Source organism: Mesorhizobium sp. M0052, assembly GCF_040323255.1.
GTDB lineage: Bacteria > Pseudomonadota > Alphaproteobacteria > Rhizobiales > Rhizobiaceae > Mesorhizobium.
Map to the genome: position 1 here is coordinate 23,198 of NZ_JAMYUS010000023.1, position 23,006 is coordinate 46,203.

The window sequence follows — 23,006 nt, forward strand, 5'->3', positions numbered from 1 at the left end:
GGCCTTCACTTGCCGGCCTTCGGCTTTTCGACATGGCCGCCAAAGGCATAGCGCATGGCCGACAGCAGCTTGTCGGCGAATTCGGATTCGCCCTGCGAGGAGAAGCGGTCGAACAAAGCCGAGGACAGAACCGGCGCCGGCACCCCGGTGTCGATCGCCGCCTTCAGCGTCCAGCGTCCTTCGCCGGAATCGGAGACGCGGCCGCCGAACTGGGTCAATGCCGGGTCGCTCTTCAGTGCGCCGGCGGTGAGGTCGAGCAGCCACGAGCCGATCACACTGCCATGGCGCCAGACCTCGGCCACTTGCGGCAGGTCGATGTCGAACTGATAGTATTGCGGGTTTTCCAAAGGGCTGGTCTCGGCGTCCGCCGTGCGCTGTCTTTTGCCGGCATTGGCCGATTTCAGGATGTTCATGCCTTCGGCGTAGGCGGCCATGACGCCATATTCGATGCCGTTGTGGATCATCTTGACGAAATGACCGGCGCCGCTCGGTCCGCAATGCAGGTAGCCAAAGGGTGCGGTTCCGCCCGCCTTGTCGGGCGTGGCGCCGGCATCGGCGCCGGGCGCCAGCGTGGCGAAGATCGGATCGAGGTGTTTAACCGCCGTATCGGGGCCGCCGATCATCAGGCAATAGCCGCGCTCCAAGCCCCAGACGCCGCCGCTGGTCCCGACATCGACATAGTGCAGGCCCTTGGCCGCAAGCTCGGCCGCCTGGTCGACAGCGTCGTGATAATAGGAATTGCCGCCGTCGATAATGATGTCGCCGGGCTCCATCAGCGCCGCCACCTGGTCGGCGATCTTGCCGGTGATCGCCGCCGGCAGCATCAGCCAGGCGCTGCGCGGCTTGGAAAGCTTGCCGACGAACTCCTCCATCGATGCGGCGCCGATGGCGCCATCGGCAACCAGGGCGGCAACGCTTGCCGGGTTGATGTCGTAGACGACGCATTCATGGCCGTCGCGCATCAGGCGGCGCACCATGTTGGCGCCCATCCTGCCCAGTCCCATCATTCCGATCTGCATGGTCTTGTCCTAGTCGCTTGAGGAAAGAAATTGCTGGCGAGTTAGTTCTCAATGCCGACGGTGAAGTCGACATTCTCCCAACGGTCGCCGTCGGGCCAGAAAAAAGTGAAGACGATCGTATTACCTCGCGGAATATCGGTCACCGGCAGATCCGCCATATGGACGCCAAAGACATTCACGGACGTGTTGATTTCATGGCTGGTCTGCCACTGGTCGCCGCTCCAGCGGATCAGTGCCGGCTGCAGCAGTTCAACCCGCAGCGTCTTGCCGGCTTCCATGGTGCGCAGCCTGTTGTTGAAGCGCCATATCCTCAGCGGCGAGCCGGTCTTGTCCCTGACATAGCGCTTGACGCCTTGCGGCGGCATGTCGAAGACGGCGCCGTCGCGGAGCGAGCGCAACAGCTTGATGTGTTCCGAATGCGCCCAGACCAGCGGCATGGCGCTGCCCGACGGCCTGCCCAGCCACAATTCGCGCTCCGGTATGTCGGCGCCGTCCCAGACCTGTTCCGGCAGCAGACCGCCCACACCAGCCGAAGCCTCGAATGTCCTGAGCAGGCTTGCCGCCTTGTCCTTGTTACCGGCGGCCAGCTCGTAGTGGGCGCGTTCGCCGGCCAGCAACGGCCAGGGTCGGCCCTGGCCGTTGCCGTCGAAGGGGGCGCCGTCGGCGTGTTCGCCATAACCGTCGCTGGTGTAGCGGTACCATAGAGGCCCTTGCGGCAGGTCGCAGCGCAGTTGCGCGTCGATGATCTTGACCGTGCCGACGATGCGCGGATCGTCCGCGGCCCTGAGGCCGAAGCGGACCAGCGCCAGCGCGTCCGGGCTGACAATCGCTTCGGCCGGCTTGTCGGTATCGCCCGGCGGACGGTTCTTGATCGGTACGAAGCCGTCCTTCGGCGATGCGGCGCCTGAAGCGTCGGCCGGCGCGATGCGGATGTAGTACCCGTCGACGCCAGCCTCGTGGCACTCCGGTGTGCCGCTGACATAGGTCCAGCGCTCGATCTGGTCGTTCCAGCAATCTGCGACCTCGCGCAAATAGTTAGCCGGCTCCGGTTTTCCGTCAACGTCGAACAGATCGGCGGCGCCAAGCAGTGCCGATATTTCGACGGCGAGCGTGAATGGGCTGTAGCCGGCATCCTCCTCCCAGCGGTCCTGCCCGGTGACGGGGCCGTTGCGCACGACATAGGATGCTGCTTTCTCGACCATCGGCATGAAGGCGGCGAGCTTTGCGCGCGGCAGGTGGCCGGCGCGGTGCAGCGCATCGGCAAGCAGCAGCGGGAAGGCGCATTCGTCCATCTGGATGCCCGGCCAATAGAGCGAGCCGTCGAGCCACACATTTTGTGGCCAGTGGCCGTCCGGCCGCTGGATGGAACGGAGATAGGCGAGGATCTCAAGCGCCTGCGCCGGATCGCCGGCGGCGAGGAAGCCGCCCGCGGTTTCCACAAGGTCGCGCGGCCAGACCAGATGATAGCCGCCAAGGTCGTCGTCGCCCTTGCTCGCTCCCCACGGGATCGACAGGCTGGCAACGGCCGCGCCGGGCCTCGCCAGCGACAGGTGCGTCGCCAGCACCGCTGTGCTGACGCGGTAGGTGTTGAGGCCGGATGCATCATGGTGGTCGAGCGGCGTCAGGCCTGCCTGCCATTTCCGCCATTTCGCGACATAGGCCTTTGCCGCCGGCTCAAAACCGCGTTTCAGGCTGGCGGCGGCGTTTTCGGCCGCTTCATCCGGCGTTGCCCCAAACCCAAGCGCAAGCAAGGCTTTGCTGTTGGCTAAGGAAAAGCCGATCTCACCGGTCAGCGCGACATTGCCGTCCTCCGCGCTTTGGCAGGCAGGATCGAGCCGGCCGGCGCGGCTGAGTTGCTGCCAGCCGTCGGAAAAGCCTGCATAGCCGGCCGAGCAGTCGCCCCAAGGCAACGACGAGGCAAGCGCCAGGCAGGCGCCGCGCCCGGACGCAAACAGCATCGGCTTGCCCTTGTGCTCGCCGATCCAAGCGGTGTTGCCCATGCCGGCATTGACCAGATGCGGCGCCAGCAGGGCGTAGACGCGGTAGTCCGTGGCCACGCCCTCGAGTGCCGTGAAGCTGGTTTCCTGCAGCAGGGCCGGGCGCGCCGGATCCGCCAGGATGCGCTTTTCGATCCGGTAACGCGCCGTCGCGTTGACCAGCCGGTAGGCGGGCACGCCTTCCTCGAACGGCTCGATGGCATGCGTAGCGTCACGCTTCTCCTCGGAAAACCAGCCGCCGAGGCCGGTGACCAGCAGTCCCATGTCGCGCGTGCAGGCGCTGTCGAGGCCGGGATAGTAGACCTCGTTGACGATGCCATGGCTGAGCGTGAACCAGACGCGGCTCGCCGGCGAAAGCGCGGCACCTACGCCGCTCTTGGCGCTTGACGTCCAGCGCGCCGGAATTCCGGGGGCGCCCATTCTTTTGGGTGCACTGGGGGGAAGGGTCGGCGGCATCGCTGCCATGCATGGTCTCCTGGACCCTTCCCTAGACCAGCACGCGAAGGCTTTTCAACCGCCGCACCTGAAGTTGATCGTCCAAGCGTGATCGATCGCAGTTGACAAGCGGGCGTATCTGAATTTGTCTGACAATAGATAAAAAACAGGCAGACAACGCCAAAACCATCTGCAACAGTCGGCGGGGCCGACAATCTATGGGAGGATTATGACATGAAGACACTGCTCGTCCTGAGCGCTCTGGCGGCGATGCTCGCCTCGGGCACGGCGCTTGCCGACACCAGCGGCAAGAAGATCGCCTTCTCCAACAATTACGCCGGCAATTCGTGGCGCCAGGCGATGCTCGACAGCTACGGCATCGTCACCAAGAAGGCGGTGGAGGATAAGATCGTCGGCGCCGCCGACATCTTCACCACCGCCGACAAGGAAGTGCCGACCCAGGCTGCCCAGGTGCAGAACCTGATCCTGCAGGGTTATGACGCCATCGTCATCAACGCCGCATCGCCGGATGCGCTGAACGGCGCCATCAAGCAGGCCTGCGATGCCGGCATCGTCGTCGTCTCCTTCGACGGGACCGTCACCGAACCTTGCGCCTACCGCGTCGTCGTCGACTTCAAGGACATGGGCAAGCAGGAAGTCGAGCAGATGGCCAAATTCCAGCCCAAGGGCGGCAATCTCCTGGAAATCCGCGGCCTTGCCGGCACCTCGATCGACGATGCCATCCATGCCGGCATCCTCGAAGGCGTCGCCGCCCATCCCGAGTTCAAGATCGTCGGTTCGGTGACCGGCGACTGGGACCAGACGACGGCGCAGAAGGCAGTCGCGACGATCCTGCCTTCGCTGCCCGACATCGTCGGCATCGTCGACCAGGGCGGTGACGGTTATGGCGCGGCACAAGCCTTTGCCGCCGCAGGCAAGCCGCGTCCGACCATCATCATGGGCAACCGCCAGGACGAGCTGAAATGGTGGAAGGAGCAGAAGGACAAGGACGGCTACCAGACCTGGTCGGCCTCGATAGCGCCCGGCGTGTCGTCGCTGGCCTTCTGGGTGGCGCAGCAGGTGCTCGACGGCCGCACGGACATTCCGCATGACCTTTTGGTGCCGTATCTCGCCTTTACCCAGGACAATTTCGAGACCGAGCTGCCGAAAATCAAGGAGGGCGGCGTCGCCACCCACGAATACAGCCAGGAAGACGCAATCGCGGCGATCAAAGCCAATATCAAGTGATGCATTGCATTCATTGCCAGCGGCATGACCGACCGGATATCGTTGAGCATGCCTGAGGCCAATACGGACATCATCAGACTGGGCGGCGCCGAAAAACATTTCGGCGCCGCCCATTTGGACATCATCAGGCTGAACGGCGCCGAAAAACATTTCGGCGCCGTTCGGGCGCTTAACGGCGTCGACTTCCATGTTGTATCAGGCGAATGCGTCGGGCTGGTCGGCCACAACGGAGCCGGCAAATCGACGCTGATGCACATGGTGGCCGGTACGCTGCAGCCCGATGGCGGTGAGATCGCGGTGCGTAGCAATGCCGAAACCGACTACTCGGTGGCGCGCGCGCTGAAACTCGGCATACGCTGCGTGTTCCAGGAACTGTCGCTCTGCCCTAACCTCAGTATCGCGGAGAATACGCGCATCAACCATCCGGCGCTCACCGGCTTCGGCTGGCGACGCAAGGCGGCTGCTCTCATTGCCGCCAAGCTGGACGAAATCTTTCCGGATCACGGCATCTCGGCGGACGACATTGCCGGCGATCTCTCCATCGGCCGGCGGCAGATGGTCGAGGTGGCGCGCGCCTTCACGGTGACGCGCGATCCGCTCGACCTGGTCATTCTCGACGAGCCGACCTCTTCGCTGGACGCGCATACTGCGGGCCAGCTGCTTGCCTTCGTGCGCCGTTTCGTAGCCACCGGGGGCAGCTGCATCCTGATCTCGCATGTGCTGGGCGAGGTGCTGCAAAATGCCGACCGCATCGTGGTGATGCGCGACGGCAAGGTGGTCGCCACGGACGTTGCAAAAGCGTTCGACCGCGACCGGCTGGTGGCCACCATGGGTGGCGCGGAAGCGCGCGAGAAGATCGCGGCGGAGATCGCCGCCAGGCCGGCGGGTGGCCCGGTCAGGGTGCGGGCGCGGCCCGAGCGGCAGCAGGACGGCAAGGAGCTTGTCGCCCGCGCCGGCGAGATCATCGGGCTTGCCGGGCTTGCCGGCCATGGCCAGACCGACCTGTTGCTGGCGATCTTTGCCGCCGCGACGCGTAGAAGGCTTGATATCGAGGTGACCGCCCCGGTGGCGCTGGTGGCCGGAGACCGCCAATCGGAAGGCATCTTTCCGCAATGGTCGATCTCGGAAAACATCGGCATCCGCTCGCTGGCGCGGCTGCGCAAAGGGCTGCTGATCTCGCCGCAGCGCGAGGCCGAGCTTGCTGAGTTTTGGAAGCAGAAGATCGGCATCCGCACGCCTGACATGACCAACAACATCTTCTCGCTGTCCGGCGGCAACCAGCAGAAGGCGCTGTTTGCCCGCGCACTGGGTTCCGATGCGCAGATCGTGCTGATGGACGATCCGATGCGCGGCGTGGACATCGGCACCAAGCTTGAGGTCTACGATCTCGTGCGCGAGGAGGCGGCCAAGGGCCGGACCTTCCTCTGGTACACCACCGAGACCGAAGAGCTCGACAATTGCGACCACATCCATGTCTTCAAGAACGGCCGCATCGTCGCCAATCTCACGCGCGACGAGCTGACCGAGGAAAAGATCATCCAGTCCTCATTCGGCGACGCGGCCTGAGATGACGGCAATCGCTCCCGGCCCGACGACCTCGCCGCGCAGCAGTGCCGCCCGCGCGCGCCTGTTGCGCAGCCTGTTGCCGGCGCTGTCGCTGGCGCTGGTGGTTATCGCCATCGCCTGGCTCAACCCACGCGCCATCAGCTATTTCGGCTTCAGCCTGATGTTGAACCTGGCTATCCCGATCGCGCTGGCGACGATCGCCCAGATGTTCGTCATCGCCGGCAATGAGCTCGATCTGTCGATCGGCACTTTTGTCGGCTTTGTCGGCTGCGTCACCGCGACCTGGCTGAAGGACGCGCCGCTGCTCGGCGTGGTCATCCTGCTCGGCGCCATCGGGGTCTATGCACTGCTGGGCGCATTGATCCATCTGCGCAATCTGCCGTCGATCGTGGTAACGCTGGGCATGAGCTTCGTCTGGCAGGGGCTTGCCATTCTGGTGCTGCCCAAGCCCGGTGGCAAGGCGCCGGACTGGCTCTTGTCGCTGATGGCCTTCAAGCCGCCCTTCATTCCGTTCCCTATCATCGCCGCGCTGGCGATCGCAGCGGTGGTGCATTTTGGGCTGATGCGCACCTCCTGTGGCGTCATCCTGCGGGGATCCGGCGGCAATCCGGCGGCGCTCAGGCGCGCTGGCTGGTCGCTGCTTCGAACCAAGATCGTGCTGTTTGCGCTGACCGGCCTATTCGGCGTTCTGTCCGGCATGGCGCTGATCGGCATCACCACCTCGGCCGACGCCAATATCGGCAATGGCTACACGCTGCTGGCGATCGCCGGCGTCATTCTCGGCGGCGGCGAGTTCGTCGGCGGCCGGGTGTCGCCGATCGGCGCCGTGCTCGGCGCGCTGACACTGGCGCTGGCGGCATCGCCTCTGCTCACCTTCATGCACATTCCGCCGGACTGGCAGGTCGCGGCCAACGGCGCCATCCTGATCATCGTGCTGGCAGCCCGCGTCCTGATCAGCCGCAGGGAGAGGTAGCGATGACGCTGGTTAAATCGCTTGTCGCCAAACCCTGGATCTGGTCGTTCATCGGCGCGATGTTCGTCTGGCTGGCGACCATCGCTTTCACCGGCGGCTATGGCGGCGGCGGCATGATCACGGCGGCACTTTCGCTTGCCGTGTTCACCGTGATCGTCGGCGTCGGCCAAATGTTCGTCATCACGCTCGGGCCAGGCAATGTCGACCTGTCGCTGCCGGCCAATATCGGGCTCGCCAGTGCCGTCGCCATGAAGGTCATGGGCGGCAGCGATTCCATGATCGTGGTCGGGCTGCTCGCCGCGCTCGCCTGCGGCGCCGCCATCGGTGCCGTCAACTATCTCCTGATCTGGGCGCTGAGGATCCCGCCGATCATCGCCACTCTGTCGGCCAGCTTCATCATCCAGTCGATCGACATCAGCTATGGGCGTGGCCTGCAGATCAAGCCGCCGCCCGGCTTTGCCGATTTTGCGAACTGGCAAATCCTGGGCATTCCAGTGCTGGCGATCCTTACCGTATTGTTCAGCATCGGTGCGGCCATCGCCTTGCAGCGCATGATCTATGGCCGCTCGGTGCTGGCGATCGGCCAGAACATCCGCGCCGCGTGGCTTGCCGGCGTCAATGTCGGCCGCACCCGCTTCCTGACTTACACGCTGTCGGGCGCGCTCGGCGGCATGGACGGGGCGCTGCTCGCCGGCTATTTCCGCGGCGCCAATGTTGATATCGGCAACGAGTACCTGCTGGCCTCGATCGCCGTCGTCGTCATCGGCGGCACCTCGGTCGCCGGTGGCAAGGCCAATGTTCCCGGTGTCTGGGGCGCGGCGCTGTTCCTGGTGCTGCTTCTGACCATGCTCAACACGTTCGGCGTCAGCGCCGGCGTTCGGCTGTTGCTGACCGGGCTGATCATCGTCGGCGTCATCACCGTAGCCGGCGGCGAGAAAGCGCTGCGCTAAAAGGCGTGAGCCCGGCAGCAGTCCCGCCAAATTTGACCATGTGGACAAAAGTCCGCACCCGTTCCATAGTTCCGCGTCTGATTTCGGAACAGTCGGCTCGACACGGCTGTCAAACAGAGGGGCACTAGATGGAAAACCGGAAAAACAAATCGCAATCGACCGGCCTGTCGCGGCGCGACGTGCTGGAACTCGGCGCACTTGGCCTGGCCGCAGCCATGCTGCCGGGTGCAGCCCTCGCCAAGGACAAGAAGCTGAAGGTGGCGGCGATCTTCGCCACGCCGATCGAGGAGCCGTGGGACAACCAGATCCACGTCGCCCTGCAGAAGGCCGAGAAGGAACTCGGCATCGAATACAAATGGTCGGAAAAGGTGCAGACCGCCGATTTCAGCCGCGTCATGCGCGAATATGCGCAAGGCGGGTACCAGCTGGTGCTGGGCGACGCCTTCGCCGCCGAGCGTGAATCGCGCCGCACGGCAAAGCAGTTCCCGAAGACGGCATGGCTGTTCGGCTCGGGCGCCGGCCCGGCCGAGCCCAATTTCGGCGTCTTCGACAACTGGATCCACGAGCCGGCCTATCTGTCCGGCATGATCGCCGGCAAGATGTCGAAGTCGGGCACGATCGGCGCGGTGGCGGCCATGGGCATTCCGGAAGTGAACCGGCTGGTCAACGCCTTCTTTGCCGGCGCCAAGGAGGTCAATCCCAACATCAAGAAGAAGGTCGCCTTCATTGGCTCGTTCTTCGATCCGCCCAAGGCCAAGGAAGCGGCGGTCGCCCAGATCGATGCCGGCGTCGATGTCATCTATGCCGAGCGCTTCGGCGTCATCGAGGCGGCGGTGGACAAGAAGATCCTCGCCATCTCCAACATGTCCGACCAGTCGAGCCTCGGCCCCGACACGGTCATAACCGGGCCGGTCTGGGACATGTATCCGACGGTCGAGCAGGCGATCAAGCTGGTCAAGGCCGGTGTCTTCACCGCGCAGGATTATGGCGATTTCTCGCGCATGGCCAAGGGCGGGTCGTTCCTGGCGCCCTACCATAAATTCGACAAGACGCTGCCGGCGGATGTGAAGGATCTGGTCGAGAAGAAGAAGGCCGAGATCCTGGAAGGCAATTTCCGGGTGGATGTGGATGAGAACACGCCGGTTTCGGATTAGCTCGGCGTACCCTCCCCCTTGAGGGGAGGGTGGCCCGCAGGGCCGGGTGGGGTCCTCCGCGAAGTGCTCCATCCTGCTAAGTCATGGGTTGAGGCAGTTGAGGTGACCCCACCCGCCTCGCTTCGCTCGGCACCCTCCCCTCGAGGGGGAGGGGTATCCCGCAGGAGCATCCTTGTCCGCCCCTCTCATCGAAATGCGCGGCATCACCAAGAGCTTCGGCGCCGTCAAGGCGAATGAGGCTGTCGATCTAAGCGTCGCCCCAGGTGAGATCCTCGGCCTGCTGGGCGAAAACGGCGCCGGCAAGACGACGCTGATGAATGTGCTGTTCGGCGCCTATGCGCCCGATGCCGGCGAAATTCTTATCCAGGGCAAGACCGTGCGGATCACCAGTTCGGCCGATGCGCTGGCCGCCGGCATCGGCATGGTGCACCAGCATTTTCATTTGGCGCCAAGGCTGACGGTCCTGGAAAACCTTCTGATTGGCATTCCCGGCAAATCCGGCCGCATCGACCGCGCCGGCGGACTTGCCCGGTTGTCCGACATCAGCCGTCAGCATGGGCTGACGCTGGACCCCAACCTGCCTGTCTCCGCGCTGTCGGTCGGCGAGCAGCAGCGGCTCGAAATCGTCAAGGCGCTGTTTCGCGGCGCCAGGCTGTTGATCCTTGATGAGCCAACCGCGGTGTTGGCGCCGGGCGAGGTCGACGGGCTGTTTTCGGCGCTGCGCTCGATGGCGGCGCAGGGGCTCGGCATCATCTTCATCTCGCACAAATTAAACGAGGTGCGGGCGCTCACCCATCGCTGCACCGTATTGCGGCATGGCCGCGTCGCCGGCCGTGTCGACGATCCGGCGAACACGACATCGGCAGAAATGGCGCAGCTGATGTGCGGCCATGAGATAGTGCCGCCGGCAAGAGGACCTTCGACCCCAGGCGCGGCGGTGCTGACGCTCGACGGTATTTCCACCTCACGGCATTCGGGGACGCCGCTGCGCGATGTATCGCTTGCCGTTCGCGCGGGCGAAATCCTCGGCATTGCCGGGGTCTCCGGCAATGGCCAGCGGGCGCTGGCCGAGGTGATTTCCGGCACGCACGCGCCCGACGCCGGCGCGATGACGATAGCCGGCAAACCTGTTACGCGGTTCTCGCCGCGCGAGGTGCAGGCGCTCGGCCTTGGCCGCATCCCGGAAGACCGTATGACGACCGGGCTGGTCACCAATCTGCCGCTCGCCGATTCCATGGTGTTGCCGCGCATCGGCACCGAGGCGTTCAGCAGCAAAGGCCTGCTCAAGCCCGACGCTATCCGCGCTTTCGCCGAAGAACAGATCAAGGCTTATGATATCAGGTGCCCCGGGCCGATGACCCGCGCCGGCGCGCTGTCGGGCGGCAATCTGCAGAAGGCGCTGCTGGCGCGCGAACTGGCTTTCGACCCGAAGGTGCTGATCGTCTCGCAGCCGACGCGCGGCCTCGACATCGGCGCCGCCCGCTTCATCCACGAAAAATTCCTCGCCATGCGCGCCAAGGGCTGCGGCATCATCGTCATCGGCGAGGATCTCGAAGAGCTGCTGGTGCTCTGCGACCGCATCGCGGTGATGTATGAGGGCCGCATCGCCGGCACGCTGGACAGCGCCGATGCGACCATCGCGCGGCTTGGGCTGCTGATGACCGGGGCGGAGGGCAGAGCCTAGATGGACTTTCTCACTCGGTTCCTCGCAGAAACCTCAAATAATACTGCCCGCTTTTGGCTGACTTTAAGCGTCAGCGCTGCCCCTCACCTGCCTGCCGGCATCCTCTCCCCGCATAGAGACGGGGAGAGGGGCTCTCACCCATGGTTTCGCCAATCGCCACAGCTGCAAAGGGGAGCTGCCATAGGGCCCAGATCCGTGTCTATACGGGGAGAAGGTGCCGGCAGGCGGATGAGGGGCGGCGCGACCGTCTGGGCGGCGGAGGGGCATAGCTGATGTTCCGCCTCGAAGCCCGCAGTTCCACCCCCGCCTGGTTCAATCTCGCTTTGCCGCTGCTGGCCATCGGCGCAGCGCTGGTCCTGTGCAGCGGCCTCATCGCGCTGGCCGGCGCCGGCGTGCTTGAGGCCTATGGCGTGATGCTGTCGGCCTCGTTCGGCGACAGCTATGCCATCACCGAAACGCTGGTTCGCGCCGCCCCGATGATCTTCACCGGGCTGGCTGTGGCCGTCGCCTTCCGGGCCAAATTCTGGAACATCGGCGCCGAGGGCCAATTGCTGGCCGGCGCCGTGGCCAGCTGCTTCGTCGGCGCCATCCCAATGCCGGGCGCGCTGGCGATCCTGTCGATGGCGCTGGCGGGCGCTGCTGCCGGTGCCGCGGTAGCGCTGGTGCCCGCGACGCTCAGGGTCAAATTCAAGGTGGATGACGTCGTCAGCTCGCTGCTGCTCAACTCGGTCATCTACTATGCGCTGATGGCGCTGATCGAGGGGCCGTGGAAGGACTCGTTCAGCGGCTATCCGATCTCGCCGCCGATCGAGGATTCGGCGAATTTTCCGGTGCTGCTCGAAGGCACAAGGCTGCATCTGGGTGTCATCGCCGCGTTGATCGGGGCCCCGTTGATCTGGTTCCTGATCGTGCGCACCACGCTCGGCTTCCGGATCAGGGTCACCGGCGAAAGCCCGGAAGCCGCCCGCTATGGCGGCATACATGTCGAGCGGGTGCTGATCTCGACGGCGCTGCTGTCGGGCGCGCTGGCCGGGCTTGCCGGCGTCGGCGAGGTCGGCGGCGTGCATTTCCAGGTGATGAGCGACATTTCGCCGGGCTATGGCTATTCCGGCATCGTCGTTGCCATGCTGGCCAGGCTCAATCCGCTCGGCGTCGTACCGGCGGCGATCTTCCTGGCCGCCGTGATGACCGGCGCCGAAGCGATGTCGCGCGCCACCGGCGTGCCGGCGTTCCTCAGCGATGTCATCCAGGGCACGGCGCTGCTCGCCATGCTGGTGGCGCTGCTGTTCACGGCCTATCGCATCCGCCGCGTCGGTGCCGCCTTATGAGCGCGGTGTTCGAACAGATCTTTCAGGTCGGCTTCCTCGCCGCCATTATCCGCATCGCCACGCCGCTGGCATTTGCCACGCTGGGCGAGATGTTCTCCGAGCGGGCCGGCGTGCTCAATCTCGGTATCGAAGGCATCATGCTGCTCTGCGCGATGACCGGCTTCACCGCCGCCAGCCTCAGCGGCAGCCTGTGGCTCGGCGTGCTGGCCGCGGTGTTGACCGGCATGGCGATGAGCGCGCTGCATGCGCTGTTCACCGTGGCGCTCGGCCTCAGCCAGCATGTCTGCGGCATCGGCGTTACTTTGTTCTCGTCCGGCCTTGCCTATTTCCTCTACCGTCTGACCTTCGGCCAGCAATCGGTGCCGCCCAGCATCAAGGGTTTTCAGACGGTGCCGATCCCGCTGCTGTCGGATATTCCGGTTCTGGGGTCAGCGGTTTTCAACCAGTTTGCGCTGGTCTACTTGGCAATCATTGCCATCCCGCTCGCTGCTTTCGTGCTCTACCGCACGCCTTGGGGGCTGTCGGTGCGGATGGTCGGCGAGAACCCGCGCGCCGCTGATTCCGCTGGGGTCAGCGTCATCGCCACGCGCTTCCAGGCGGTCATCCTCGGCGGTGCGCTGATGGGGCTTGCGGGCGCCTTCCTCACCATGGCACAGTTCAACGCCTTCACCTTTGGTGTCGTGTCGGGCCGTGGCTGGGTGGCGATCGCGCTGGTCGTGTTCGGCCGCTGGGACCCGTGGCGCTCTGCGGGCGCGGCGCTGCTGTTCGCCTTCGTCGATGCGCTACAATTGCGCATGCAGGCGAGCGGCCTCGGGCATATTCCCTATGAGGCGTTCTTGATGCTGCCGTTCATTTTCACCATCGTCGCGATGGCCGTGATGTCACGCAACGCGGTTGCGCCGTCGGCGCTGCTGAAGCCGTTTCGACGAGAAGAACGGTAAGCGAGTAGGACTTGGCGCCCTTCCTCTCCCTCCGGGGGAAGAGGTGGCGCTGCGAAGCAGCGACGGAGCGGGGAACCACCTCGCCACTGTTGCCAACGGGTGCGCATGAATCTTCCTTGCGCCAAGGGTCGACCCCCACTCCGTCGATCTGCGCTCGACACCTCTCCCCCGATCGACGGGGGAGAGGAAGGGCGCCAAGCCTGGGATACTCACATCGCCGTAAAACCATTATCGACAAACAGATGCGTCCCGTTAACGAAGCTGGACTCATCGCTGGCGAGGTACAGCGCTGCCTTGGCCACTTCCTCCGGCTCACCGATGCGGCCCTGCTGCGCGGCCAATGCGGCGTCCGACACGTCGACGCCGAGCTTGCCGAGATCGGCGACCTCGCGCAGGCCGTGCGGCGTGCGGATGAAGCCGGGACAGACGGCGTTGCAGCGTATGTTGCGGTCGCGGAATTCGACTGCGATGGCGCGCGCGAACATGTGGCAGGCGCCCTTGGTGGTGTCGTAGAGCACCTCCATGGGTGTGGCCGCCACAGCCGAGATCGACGAGGTGCAGACGATCGAACCGCCACCGGCAGCGATCATGCCCGGCAACACGGCGCGCGTCATCAGGAACATCGAGCGGACATTGACCGCATGCAGCCAGTCCCATTCCTGCACTGTCGTCTCCAGGAACGGCTTTATCACGATGGTGCCGGCATGGTTGAACAACACCGTGGCCGGGCCGAGCCTGGCAGTCGCCGCCTTCACTGCGGCCTCGACCTGCGCCTCGTCCGAGACGTCGGCCACCCAGTGTTCGGCGATATGTCCCCGCGCGCGTATCGCCGCCGCAGTGGCTGCCGCCGCCTCGCCATTGCGGTCGATGATCGCCACCTTGGCGCCTTCGGCGGCGAACAATTCCGAGGCCGCTCCGCCCATTCCGGTCGCGCCGCCCGAGATGATTGCAATCTTGCCGGCTAGTCTTGTACCCATGTTCTGTTCCCCGTTCCCGATCGAAATGATCCGCATTTACGCCGGAATGGCGATGCTATCGCCTATGCAGACGTCGGCCAAGCTTGTCGCTCGCTTGTCTCCAACAGGGGTCTCCCAGCAATGCCAAACCAAATAATAAGGAATACTGAGAAAATCATTCTACATATCTCCAAAAAATAGCACTCGACAAAGTCTACTGATTTTATAGATTAATCCGCAAGACGGAGGTCGATATGTCCTATATCCAGAACGCCGAGACGGACCGCACCAGCCAGAGGCTGGCCGATAGCCAGGCTTTCCGCCCGGCCTATGCCGGCGCTTTCGCCTATCTCGTCTTTGCCCTTGCGTTCGTGTTCACCGGGGCAGTCGTGCTCGGCTTGATTCCCTGACCGATCAGGCCGAAAGGGTGGCGACCTAGCGCTTTCAGTGAGTGACCGGAGTTGATGAACCGAACGCGGACGCGCTTTGGCGCTGATGCTTGTTTTTACGCATGTCGTCGTCTCAAAACCGGGGGCGACATACATCCAACGTGATGGAGGAGATTGCAATGCCGATCGAGTTCACGCATGTTCCCGGTAAAACGCACGCCGCCGATGCCGGTTCGGCCGTACCGTTCTTCTATGATTTCGTCGAGACGGCGACCAAGCTGTCGCTGATCGAGGATTCCGGCTTCCAGAACATCGTCGTCGACGACCCGGCCGGGCTGTTGACCAATATGGACATCGCCGCCCAGGCGCTGGACCGCACCTCGTCGCTGGAAGTGGTGCTGACGCACTGGGCCGGCGTGATCGCGCCAGCCGTTGCGGCGCGGCAACTGGCGGCGCTCGACGCCAGGAGCGGCGGCCGGCTGGCGCTGAGGATGCTGAGCGAGCCGCTGGATGACGACGATGCCGAGACGCGTCCGGTCGGCCACACCGTGGTCTGGCAGCGCATCGACGAATATCTGGTGCTGCTGAAGCGGCTGTGGTCGAACGACCGGCCCTTCGACCATGAAGGTGCATTCTACAGCATCAAGGGTGGCTATGTGCCGCGCAAGGGGCCGCATGGCGTCGACGTGATCATCCGCATGGGTGGCCAGTCCGGCACCGCGCTCAAGGTCGCCGGCCGCCATGCCGACGTGTTTGAACTCACGGCTGGTTCGCTCGACGAGATCCGCCAGCTGATGGAACGGGCGCGCAGCGCCGCCGCCGAGCATGGCCGCGCCGGCAAGCTGCGTTTTGCGCTTCCGGTCCGGGTCCGCTCGGAGGGTGGCGCCTCTACCGTCGGCCACAAGGCGGTCGAACTTTCCGGACCACCGGCGCAGATCGCCCTGTCGCTGCTGCCCTATGCGGCGCTGGGCATCAGCGAGTTCATGATCGTCGGTGTCGACCGGCCGCGCGAGATCGCCAGCGTCGGCCGCGAGACGATCGCGCTCTTGCGCAACTCGCTGGCACGCCGGGAGGCGGAGGTGCCGCAGCCCGGCGCGTTTGCCTCGCGGGGCGGGTCGGATATTCACGCAGGGTGAATTTGCGGGTGGAATGAAAGCTATTTCGTAGCGTTCCGTCACACCCCCCTCTGCCCGGCAGGGCAGAGGGGTGCTGTCCCGCCAGCGTCTAATCACCACTCAGCACTGCCAGCGCCTCCAGCACCGCGCCAGATTCCGTCAGCGCACCAAACACCCCGTCCTCCACCGTCACCATATGCAGCGCCGCGTCATGCGCGTATTGGTCGCCGCTGGCGCAGGCGTCGGCGATGGTCAGGCACTGGAAATTGAGGTCGCAGGCCTCGCGCAGCGTCGTGTGCACGCAGACATCGGTCGTGCAGCCGGAAAAGATCAGATGGGTGATGCCGCGTGCGCGCAGCACAAGCTCCAGATCCGTATAGGTGAAGGCGCTGTTGCAGGTCTTGTCGACGATGATGTCGTGCGGCGCGACGTCGATCTCGGCGACGATCTGAAAGCCGGGGCCGGAGCGCAGCAGCACGTCGGTGCCTTCTAGACCCGCCCGCTTGCGGCGCCATCTCTCGTACGGCGTCATGTCGGCCATGTCGCCGCGATATCCCTGCCTGGTGTGAATGATGGTAAGGCCGGCCGCGCGTGCCGCTGATATCAGTCGGTTGACCGTAGGCAGGATGGCGCGCAGCGGCGCGGGGTCATAACCCTTCCTGGCGAAATAGCCGGTCGGCGAGAGGAAATCCTCCTGCAGGTCGATGACCAGCAGCGCGGTGTTTGCCGGCACCAGCCGGCCGTCATAGGGGAAATCGAACGGTATCGCCTTGATCATCGCAGCCTGCCTCAATTGCTGCTCGGCATCGTGGCCCAGCAACCCTGGGCCGTCCATCCCTCGGTGCGACGACACCAGGTAGACCGATGCCAGGACGATGTGCCGTTGAGACATCGCGCCCACAATCGTCGGCCAAAAAGCCATCTTGTTTGTTGACTACAAAGCTCATGTTTTATAGTCAAGCAGGGGCACTCGGCCGCCTGAATTGTTTCCCAGCGGCGGTGCCGCGTTTGAGAGAAGCCAGAATCCGTGGCTGGAGTTTTCGGGGTCGAGATGGGGGTGTTCCCGCATCCCGTCACCGGCCAGCCGATCGGTTACGTGCAATGACGAAGCGAGGACGAAGCGTGTCCAGAAATGGTTTGTTGGCGGCGCTGGCCGCGGTCATGCTGTCGGCCGGCAGCGCTGCTGCGCAAGAGCAGCCAAACACGCAGCCCAGGGTGACGACGGTGCCCGCTGCAGATCCCCAGTCGGCGCCAACCGTAGTCGAACAGCCCGCACCGGCTGCGCCTGTCGCGCCGGCTTCGCCAACTGCCGGGCAGGCGGCGCCGACCGCGCCCCAGCCGGCAAACCAGCCCGGTGCATCCGCGCAGGCCGAGCCTTCGGCAATATCGCTGACGCTGCCGCACGATCTGTCGCCCTGGGGCATGTTCATGGCCGCCGACATCATCGTCAAGGCGGTGATGATCGGGTTGGCCTTCGCCTCGCTCGTCACCTGGACGGTGTGGCTGGCCAAATCGCTGGAGATTCTCTTCGGCAAGCTCGGCGCCCGGCGCGCTGCGCGCGCCATCGGCAATGCCGCGACACTGCGCCAGGCCGGGCGCTCGCTTGGCAACAATGGCGGCCCCGGTGCGCTTTTGGTGCGGGCAGCCGAGGAAGAGACTGCCCTTTCGGCCGGTGCGCTCGGCCATGTTACCGGCGACGGGCTGAAGGAACGAGTGGCGTCGCGCCTGTCGCGCATCGAGGCGGCGGCGGCGCGGCGCGTGTCGCGCGGCACCGGCGTGCTGGCGACGATCGGCTCGACGGCGCCCTTCGTGGGCTTGTTCGGCACCGTCTGGGGCATCATGAACGCCTTCATCGGCATCTCGCAGGCGCAGACCACCAACCTCGCGGTCGTCGCGCCCGGCATCGCCGAGGCGCTGCTCGCCACGGCGATGGGCCTGGTCGCGGCTATTCCCGCAGTGGTCATCTACAACCTCTTTGCAAGGTCGATAGCGGGCTACCGGCAGATTCTTGCCGATGCCTCGGCCGGGGTCGAACGGCTGGTCAGCCGCGATCTCGATTTCCGCACGGTGCCGCAGGCGCCCGCGCTGGCGGCGGAGTGATGGGCCATGGCGGCTAGAATTCGCGAGGCTATCGATGGCGATCTCGAAGAAAACCACGAGATCAATGTCACCCCGTTCATCGACGTCATCCTGGTGCTGCTGATCATCTTCATGGTCGCTTCCCCCTTGGCGACAGTCGACGTCAATGTTGATCTGCCGGGTTCGACGGCGACGCCAGCACCCCGGCCGGAAACGCCGCTGTTCCTGACGCTGAAGGACGATCTGACGCTGGCGATCGGCAATGACAGCGTGCCGCGCCAGGCTTTCGCCGCGGTGCTCGACGGCAGAACCAAGGGCGACAAGCAGACCCGCATCTTCCTGCGTGCCGACAAGGCGGTCGGTTATGGCGAACTGATGGAGGTGATGAACCTGCTGCGCGGCGCCGGTTATCTGAAGATCGCGCTGGTGGGGCTGGAGACGGTGCCGGCGGACGCATCCGCGGCGCACCCGGGCGCCGCCCCGTGACGCAACTGGCCGCCGCCGCCCCCGCGGCGCCGCGCGCCGGCGTGCGCGAAATTGGCTTGTGGGCGGCTGCGGCCATTGTCATTGTCGGCGCGCATGTCGCGATCGTCTATGCCGTCCAGAGCTTCAGCCTGGCCAACATGGCCGATGGCGGCCCGCCGCCGGCTGTGGCTATCGAGCTGTCGCCGATGATGGTGGCGCCGGCGGTGCAGGAGGACTCGATGGCCGACGTGGTGACGCCCGAGCCGCCGAACCAGATCGAGGAGGCGGTTGCCGAACTCAAGCCCGTCGTGGAGCCCGAGCCCGGTCAGCCGGAGCCGGTCACCGAGAAGACGGAAGCGGTTCAACCCGCCGCTCCGATCGAGACGGCAGCGGCCGAGCAGCCCGATCAATCGCCGCCGCTGGATGAGGTGGTGCCCGACATCGTCCCGACCATAGCGCCGGATGTGGTCATTCCGCCGCCCCAGACCAAGCCGGTGGAGACCAAGCCGGCGGAGACCAAGCCGATCGAGAAGGCGAAGAAGGCTGCCGAAAAACCCAAGCCGAAAGCAAAGAAAGAGAAGAAGGAAAAGGCCGCGCCGGCGAAAGCGGTCGTGACCGCCAGTGTCGATCAAAAGGCAGCGGCGAAGGCGTCGGCGCCGAAGGCTTCGCAATCGAGTGGATCATCAGTCAGTGCAAGCAAATGGAACTCCCAGCTGATCGGATGGATCAATCGGCACAAGCGCTACCCGAGCGCGGCAAGGTCGCGGCGCGCCGTGGGTACCGCAAATGTGACCTTCGTCGTCAGCGCTTCGGGCAAGGTGACCTCCGTCCGGCTGACACGATCTTCGGGGGACGCCGATCTCGATCGCGCCGCGCTCGCCATTCTGCAGGGTGCGACGGTGCCCGCGCCACCGCCTGAGAAGGCCGGTACGGCTGTCGTGGCGCCTTTGATGTTCACGCTGCGGAACTAGAAGCAGCCGGACAAGGCCGATCCCATGACCACGTACTTTCCCGCTTGACTGACCCGCCGGACCGAATACGCTAGCGCAAAATACCGGCCTTGGTCGCCGGGCGGCAAATATGCCTCGTATGCCTCGCCCTCCGGCGCTGGCTGCGGGGCATTGTCATTTCTGAGGATCGGTTTGAAACGGCGTATCGAGATCGGCATCCTGTATTCCCGCTCGGGCAGCTACCAGTTGGTCTCCGATGCGTGCCGGATGGGCGCCACGCGCGCCATCGCCGACATCAATGCCGATCGGAGCTATGGCATCGAACTGGTTCCGGTTGAGCGCGATCCGCAAAGTAATGCCGATCGCTACGCGACTTTGTGCGAGGACATTTTCAGGACCAGCAGCGCGCGCCATGTCGTCGGTTGCGTCACCTCGTGGAGCCGCAAGGAAACCATCCCGGTGCTGGAGAAGGCCGGCGGCATGCTCTGGTATGCCTGCCCCTATGAAGGGTTCGAGGCCAACGAGCATGTCGTCTACATGCACGCCTGCCCCAACCAGCATCTGGTTCCGCTGATGGCGCATGTCGTGCCGCGTTTCGGCGCCAACGGCTTCCTGCTCGGCTCGAACTACATTTGGGGCTGGGAGATGAACCGCGTGGCGCGCGACCTGATCGCGGATGCCGGCGGCAAAGTGCTGGGCGAGCGCTATCTGCGTATCGGCGAGACCGACGTGTCGCGGTTGATCGCGGAAATCCGGGCGACGAGGCCGAGCTTCATCCTCAACAATCTGATCGGCACCTCGTCGTATGCCTTCCTGGCGGCTTACCGCGAGTTGGGCGATGAGGATGCGGCATTCAGGCCGGAAAACTGCCCCGTCATCTCCTGCAACCTCACGGAAGGCGAGTTGCCGGCGATCGGCGAGACAGGGAAAGGGCATCTGTCGGTCGGGCCCTATTTCGCGCCCCGGCCGGCTGCCTTCGCTTCGTCCTTCGAGGCCTCCGCCTATGCCTCGGTGCAGGTGATGGCCGACGTGCTGTCGCGCGACACTGATGCCGGCCCGGCGGAATTTTCCAAGGCCTTCGCCGAGCGGCGCTTCTCCACCCGGCTCGGGCCGATCGCCATCGACGCCCACTCCCAGCACGCGACGCTGCCAGTGATCATCGGCCGGATCGCCGATGGCTTCTTCGAGGTCGTCAGCCAGGAGGATGAGGTCGCGCCGGATCCCTATCTGTCGCGCTACGACCCCGCCAAGACATTCGGCCGTCCGCGTCTGAGGGTGGTGTCATGACGCGGACGCGCATCCCCAATCTCGGCGGCGCGCGGGCTTTCATCCTGCATCGCCCGCATCCGACGGTGCAGGCCATCACCAGGCAATTGTCGGCCATCGGCCTGGCTACGATCGACTGCTGGCCGGAATTGCCGCCGGAAGCTCTCGCCGCCGATTTCGTCTTCTTCGATGCCGATCTCGGTTTCGACGAGCAATTCCCGTGGGAAGCCGGTGAGGCGCCGATGCCGCTGGTGGCGCTGATCGGTTCCGAGGCGCCGGGCCGTATCGAATGGGCGCTGTCGCACAAGGCCGATGCGCAGCTGCTGAAGCCGGTCGGCAATGCCGGCGTCTACAGCGCTCTGTTGATCGCGAGACAGAGTTTCGAGGCCCGAAAACATTTAGCCGGCGAGATAGCGTCGCTGCGCCAGCGCGTCGCCGAGCGCCAGACCATTGTGCGCGCGGTGACGGCGCTGTCGAAAGGCAGCGATGACGAGCGCGCCTATGCGCAGCTGCGCTCGCTGGCGATGAGCTGGCAGATCAGCGTTGAGGATGCAGCGCGCAGGATCGTGGCAATGACGGATGAGGAAGGCGGCGATGACCAGTCCCATCGCGCCTGATCTACCGGTGCGCATGCCGGCAAAACCGCGCGCCGGTGTCTGGCGCCGGCTGGTGAAACGCCGCCTCGCGCTGCTCGGCCTGGTCATCGTCGCCATTGTCCTTGCCGGCGCTGTGCTGGCGCCCCGGCTGACCGGCTATGACCCCAACGAGCAGATGTTCGACGGCCTGACCATCGAGGGCTCGCCGCTGCCGCCCAGCGCCCAGTACTGGCTCGGCACCGACCTGCTCGGACGTGACCTCTTGACCCGCATGCTCTACGGCGCCCGCACCTCGCTCATCATCGGCATCGTCGCCAATGGCGTGGCGCTTTTGATCGGCACTTTGGTGGGCGTCACCGCAGGCTATTTCCGCGGCTGGATCGGCAGCGCGCTGATGCGCTTCACCGATCTGATGATGGCGTTCCCGGCGCTGCTGCTCGCCATCTGCCTGGCGGCAGTGTTTCAGCCCAGCCTGTGGATCGTCGCCATGGTCATCGCGCTGGTCAACTGGGTGCAGACGGCGCGTGTCATCTACACCGAGACATCGTCGCTGGCCGAACGCGAGTTCATCGATGCCGAGCGCAGCATCGGGGCGAGTGCGCCGCGCATCCTGTTTCGCCACATCCTGCCGCATCTGCTGCCGACCATCATCGTCTGGGGCACGCTCGGCATCTCGACCACGGTTCTGCTCGAGGCGACGCTTTCCTTCCTCGGCATCGGTGTGCAGCCGCCGACCGCGTCGTGGGGCAACATCATTTTCGAGAACCAGACCTATTTCCAGGCCGCCCCCTGGCTGGTGTTCTTCCCCGGCGCCGCAATCTTGGCGTTGGCGCTGGCCTTCAACCTGATCGGCGACGCATTGCGCGACATCCTCGATCCGACGCAAAGGGGCCGGGAATAATGGGGGGCCGGTCATGATCGCCTATCTCGGCCGCCGGCTGATCCAGTCGCTGCTCATCCTGCTTGGCGTCTCGCTGATCACTTTTGCGCTGCTCTACCTCTTGCCGGCCGACCCGGTGCGGCAGATCGCCGGCCGCAGTGCTACGCCGCAGACGGTGGAAAACATCCGCCAGCAGCTCGGCCTGGACCAGCCTTTCGTGGTCCAGTATTGGCACTACCTGACGAAGCTCGTCAGCGGCGATCTTGGCCGCTCCTACATACAGCGCTCGGAGGTTACCGAGCTCATCGTCTCGCGGCTGCCGGCCAGCCTGCTTTTGATGGTAGGCGCCATCCTGTGCGAACTGCTGATCGGGCTCTCCATGGGCCTGATCGCCGCCGTCAAGCGCGGCACCGCCACCGACCAGACCCTGATGGTGGCCTCCTTCGTTGGCGTCTCGGCGCCGCAATTCGTCGTCGGCCTGTTGCTGCTCTACGTCTTTGCCGTGCGGCTGAGCTGGTTTCCGATCGGCGGCTACGGCACATGGCGCCATCTGGTGCTGCCGTCGCTGACCATGGGCATACTCGGCGCCGGCTGGTATGCGCGCATGATGCGCTCCTCGATGATCGACGTGCTGCGCCAGGACTATGTCCGCACCGCGCGGGCCAAGGGCCTGGCGCGCAGCGCCATCATCTTTCGCCATGCATTGCCCAACGCCATCCTGCCGGTCATCGCCATGATCGGTATCGACATCGGCATCTTCATGGGCGGCATCGTCGTCGTCGAAAGCGTGTTCGGCTGGCCCGGCATCGGTCAACTGGCGTGGCAGGCCATCCAGCGCGTCGACATTCCGATCATCATGGGCGTCACGCTGGTCTCGGCCTTCGCCATCGTGCTCGGCAATCTGCTCGCCGACATCATCGCGCCGTTCATCGATCCCCGCATCAAGCTCAGATGAAAATGAAACAGAGAAAGGAACACAACAATGAAAAAGTTTCTCGCATCCACAGTCGCGGCA

Annotated in this window: 21 protein-coding genes; 17 read left to right on the forward strand and 4 right to left on the reverse strand. The window is 64.8% G+C overall.

The features are described from left to right. Positions 1–5: 5 nt before the first annotated feature. Both gnd and NKJ77_RS26015 read right to left on the reverse strand, forming a co-directional pair. Entirely contained in the window at positions 6–1,019 is a 1,014-nt protein-coding gene (gnd, locus tag NKJ77_RS26010; protein WP_023831841.1) for a phosphogluconate dehydrogenase (NAD(+)-dependent, decarboxylating), read from the reverse strand. Positions 1,020–1,060: 41 nt separating this feature from the next. Beyond that, positions 1,061–3,481: a glucan 1,4-alpha-glucosidase gene (locus NKJ77_RS26015; RefSeq protein ID WP_031195594.1), complete on the reverse strand. Its 2,421-nt coding sequence runs from the start codon at positions 3,479–3,481 to the stop codon at positions 1,061–1,063. A 204-nt stretch (positions 3,482–3,685) separates the two neighbouring features. On the opposite strand from NKJ77_RS26015, the gene NKJ77_RS26020 reads away from it, so the two are divergent. The 8 genes from NKJ77_RS26020 (at position 3,686) to NKJ77_RS26055 (ending at position 13,295) form a co-directional block, all read left to right on the forward strand. Further along, positions 3,686–4,699: an ABC transporter substrate-binding protein gene (locus NKJ77_RS26020; protein WP_023670464.1), complete on the forward strand. Its 1,014-nt coding sequence runs from the start codon at positions 3,686–3,688 to the stop codon at positions 4,697–4,699. 48 nt (positions 4,700–4,747) lie between these two features. Further along, positions 4,748–6,265 (forward strand): sugar ABC transporter ATP-binding protein, encoded by a 1,518-nt coding sequence (locus tag NKJ77_RS26025; RefSeq protein WP_023831839.1) that lies wholly within the window; start codon positions 4,748–4,750, stop codon positions 6,263–6,265. Between the two features lies 1 nt (position 6,266). Then, positions 6,267–7,238 carry an ABC transporter permease gene (locus NKJ77_RS26030; RefSeq protein ID WP_023831838.1) on the forward strand — a complete coding sequence of 324 codons (972 nt, stop codon included), beginning with the start codon at positions 6,267–6,269 and terminating at the stop codon, positions 7,236–7,238. A 2-nt stretch (positions 7,239–7,240) separates the two neighbouring features. Continuing rightward, positions 7,241–8,188, forward strand: coding sequence for an ABC transporter permease (locus NKJ77_RS26035; protein WP_023704993.1), 948 nt, complete (start codon positions 7,241–7,243; stop codon positions 8,186–8,188). A gap of 128 nt (positions 8,189–8,316) precedes the next feature. After that, the gene (locus tag NKJ77_RS26040; protein WP_023694458.1) at positions 8,317–9,342 is read left to right on the forward strand and encodes a BMP family protein; all 1,026 of its coding nucleotides are present in this window, start codon (positions 8,317–8,319) and stop codon (positions 9,340–9,342) included. 172 nt (positions 9,343–9,514) lie between these two features. Next, a complete protein-coding gene (locus tag NKJ77_RS26045; RefSeq protein ID WP_023831837.1) occupies positions 9,515–11,026 on the forward strand; it encodes an ABC transporter ATP-binding protein in 1,512 nt (503 codons plus the stop codon). A gap of 272 nt (positions 11,027–11,298) precedes the next feature. Continuing rightward, on the forward strand, positions 11,299–12,354 hold the full coding sequence (locus NKJ77_RS26050; RefSeq protein WP_023831836.1) for an ABC transporter permease: 1,056 nt from the start codon (positions 11,299–11,301) through the stop codon (positions 12,352–12,354). Continuing rightward, on the forward strand, positions 12,351–13,295 hold the full coding sequence (locus tag NKJ77_RS26055; RefSeq protein ID WP_023687753.1) for an ABC transporter permease: 945 nt from the start codon (positions 12,351–12,353) through the stop codon (positions 13,293–13,295). The genes NKJ77_RS26050 and NKJ77_RS26055 overlap by 4 nt, the downstream gene beginning before the upstream one ends. A gap of 209 nt (positions 13,296–13,504) precedes the next feature. Here the strand turns inward: NKJ77_RS26055 and NKJ77_RS26060 are convergent, their stop codons facing one another. Next, positions 13,505–14,272, reverse strand: a complete 768-nt coding sequence (locus tag NKJ77_RS26060; RefSeq protein ID WP_023686096.1) for an SDR family NAD(P)-dependent oxidoreductase — start codon at positions 14,270–14,272, stop codon at positions 13,505–13,507. A 233-nt stretch (positions 14,273–14,505) separates the two neighbouring features. Here NKJ77_RS26060 and NKJ77_RS26065 point away from each other — a divergent pair, with 233 nt between their 5' ends. Together NKJ77_RS26065 and NKJ77_RS26070 are read left to right on the forward strand one after the other, a co-directional pair. Then, positions 14,506–14,661: a hypothetical protein gene (locus tag NKJ77_RS26065; RefSeq protein WP_023831835.1), complete on the forward strand. Its 156-nt coding sequence runs from the start codon at positions 14,506–14,508 to the stop codon at positions 14,659–14,661. 158 nt (positions 14,662–14,819) lie between these two features. Further along, positions 14,820–15,776 (forward strand): LLM class flavin-dependent oxidoreductase, encoded by a 957-nt coding sequence (locus NKJ77_RS26070; protein WP_023726079.1) that lies wholly within the window; start codon positions 14,820–14,822, stop codon positions 15,774–15,776. Between the two features lie 88 nt (positions 15,777–15,864). On the opposite strand, the gene NKJ77_RS26075 is transcribed toward NKJ77_RS26070, so the two are convergent. Next, the gene (locus tag NKJ77_RS26075; RefSeq protein ID WP_023831834.1) at positions 15,865–16,533 is read right to left on the reverse strand and encodes a cysteine hydrolase family protein; all 669 of its coding nucleotides are present in this window, start codon (positions 16,531–16,533) and stop codon (positions 15,865–15,867) included. Positions 16,534–16,877: 344 nt separating this feature from the next. Here NKJ77_RS26075 and exbB point away from each other — a divergent pair, with 344 nt between their 5' ends. The 7 genes from exbB to NKJ77_RS26110 all read left to right on the forward strand — a co-directional run bounded on the left by exbB (position 16,878) and on the right by NKJ77_RS26110 (position 22,946). Further along, the gene (exbB, locus tag NKJ77_RS26080; protein WP_352535935.1) at positions 16,878–17,855 is read left to right on the forward strand and encodes a tonB-system energizer ExbB; all 978 of its coding nucleotides are present in this window, start codon (positions 16,878–16,880) and stop codon (positions 17,853–17,855) included. Between the two features lie 6 nt (positions 17,856–17,861). After that, positions 17,862–18,320 carry a TonB system transport protein ExbD gene (gene exbD, locus NKJ77_RS26085; protein WP_023698723.1) on the forward strand — a complete coding sequence of 153 codons (459 nt, stop codon included), beginning with the start codon at positions 17,862–17,864 and terminating at the stop codon, positions 18,318–18,320. Then, the gene (locus tag NKJ77_RS26090; protein ID WP_352535936.1) at positions 18,317–19,270 is read left to right on the forward strand and encodes an energy transducer TonB family protein; all 954 of its coding nucleotides are present in this window, start codon (positions 18,317–18,319) and stop codon (positions 19,268–19,270) included. The genes exbD and NKJ77_RS26090 overlap by 4 nt, the downstream gene beginning before the upstream one ends. A gap of 171 nt (positions 19,271–19,441) precedes the next feature. Continuing rightward, positions 19,442–20,536 (forward strand): transporter substrate-binding protein, encoded by a 1,095-nt coding sequence (locus tag NKJ77_RS26095; RefSeq protein WP_352535937.1) that lies wholly within the window; start codon positions 19,442–19,444, stop codon positions 20,534–20,536. Continuing rightward, positions 20,533–21,132: an ANTAR domain-containing response regulator gene (locus NKJ77_RS26100; protein WP_023693236.1), complete on the forward strand. Its 600-nt coding sequence runs from the start codon at positions 20,533–20,535 to the stop codon at positions 21,130–21,132. Before NKJ77_RS26095 ends, NKJ77_RS26100 begins: the two co-directional genes overlap by 4 nt. Continuing rightward, a complete protein-coding gene (locus NKJ77_RS26105; protein ID WP_352535938.1) occupies positions 21,110–22,012 on the forward strand; it encodes an ABC transporter permease in 903 nt (300 codons plus the stop codon). The genes NKJ77_RS26100 and NKJ77_RS26105 overlap by 23 nt, the downstream gene beginning before the upstream one ends. A gap of 13 nt (positions 22,013–22,025) precedes the next feature. Continuing rightward, positions 22,026–22,946 (forward strand): ABC transporter permease, encoded by a 921-nt coding sequence (locus NKJ77_RS26110; RefSeq protein WP_023815305.1) that lies wholly within the window; start codon positions 22,026–22,028, stop codon positions 22,944–22,946. Positions 22,947–23,006: the final 60 nt, after the last annotated feature.

Bases quoted from the DNA above. Each gene is read 5' to 3' on its own strand.
- NKJ77_RS26060 (WP_023686096.1), bottom strand. From the start codon at position 14,272: ATGGGTACAAGACTAGCCGGCAAGATTGCAATCATCTCGGGCGGCGCG.
- NKJ77_RS26055 (WP_023687753.1), top strand. From the start codon at position 12,351: ATGAGCGCGGTGTTCGAACAGATCTTTCAGGTCGGCTTCCTCGCCGCC.
- NKJ77_RS26035 (WP_023704993.1), top strand. From the start codon at position 7,241: ATGACGCTGGTTAAATCGCTTGTCGCCAAACCCTGGATCTGGTCGTTC.
- exbD (WP_023698723.1), top strand. From the start codon at position 17,862: ATGGCGGCTAGAATTCGCGAGGCTATCGATGGCGATCTCGAAGAAAAC.
- NKJ77_RS26020 (WP_023670464.1), top strand. From the start codon at position 3,686: ATGAAGACACTGCTCGTCCTGAGCGCTCTGGCGGCGATGCTCGCCTCG.
- NKJ77_RS26075 (WP_023831834.1), bottom strand. From the start codon at position 16,533: ATGATCAAGGCGATACCGTTCGATTTCCCCTATGACGGCCGGCTGGTG.
- NKJ77_RS26100 (WP_023693236.1), top strand. From the start codon at position 20,533: ATGACGCGGACGCGCATCCCCAATCTCGGCGGCGCGCGGGCTTTCATC.
- NKJ77_RS26110 (WP_023815305.1), top strand. From the start codon at position 22,026: ATGATCGCCTATCTCGGCCGCCGGCTGATCCAGTCGCTGCTCATCCTG.
- NKJ77_RS26070 (WP_023726079.1), top strand. From the start codon at position 14,820: ATGCCGATCGAGTTCACGCATGTTCCCGGTAAAACGCACGCCGCCGAT.
- NKJ77_RS26040 (WP_023694458.1), top strand. From the start codon at position 8,317: ATGGAAAACCGGAAAAACAAATCGCAATCGACCGGCCTGTCGCGGCGC.
- NKJ77_RS26030 (WP_023831838.1), top strand. From the start codon at position 6,267: ATGACGGCAATCGCTCCCGGCCCGACGACCTCGCCGCGCAGCAGTGCC.
- NKJ77_RS26065 (WP_023831835.1), top strand. From the start codon at position 14,506: ATGTCCTATATCCAGAACGCCGAGACGGACCGCACCAGCCAGAGGCTG.
- gnd (WP_023831841.1), bottom strand. From the start codon at position 1,019: ATGCAGATCGGAATGATGGGACTGGGCAGGATGGGCGCCAACATGGTG.
- NKJ77_RS26015 (WP_031195594.1), bottom strand. From the start codon at position 3,481: ATGGCAGCGATGCCGCCGACCCTTCCCCCCAGTGCACCCAAAAGAATG.
- NKJ77_RS26050 (WP_023831836.1), top strand. From the start codon at position 11,299: ATGTTCCGCCTCGAAGCCCGCAGTTCCACCCCCGCCTGGTTCAATCTC.
- NKJ77_RS26025 (WP_023831839.1), top strand. From the start codon at position 4,748: ATGCCTGAGGCCAATACGGACATCATCAGACTGGGCGGCGCCGAAAAA.
- NKJ77_RS26105 (WP_352535938.1), top strand. From the start codon at position 21,110: ATGACCAGTCCCATCGCGCCTGATCTACCGGTGCGCATGCCGGCAAAA.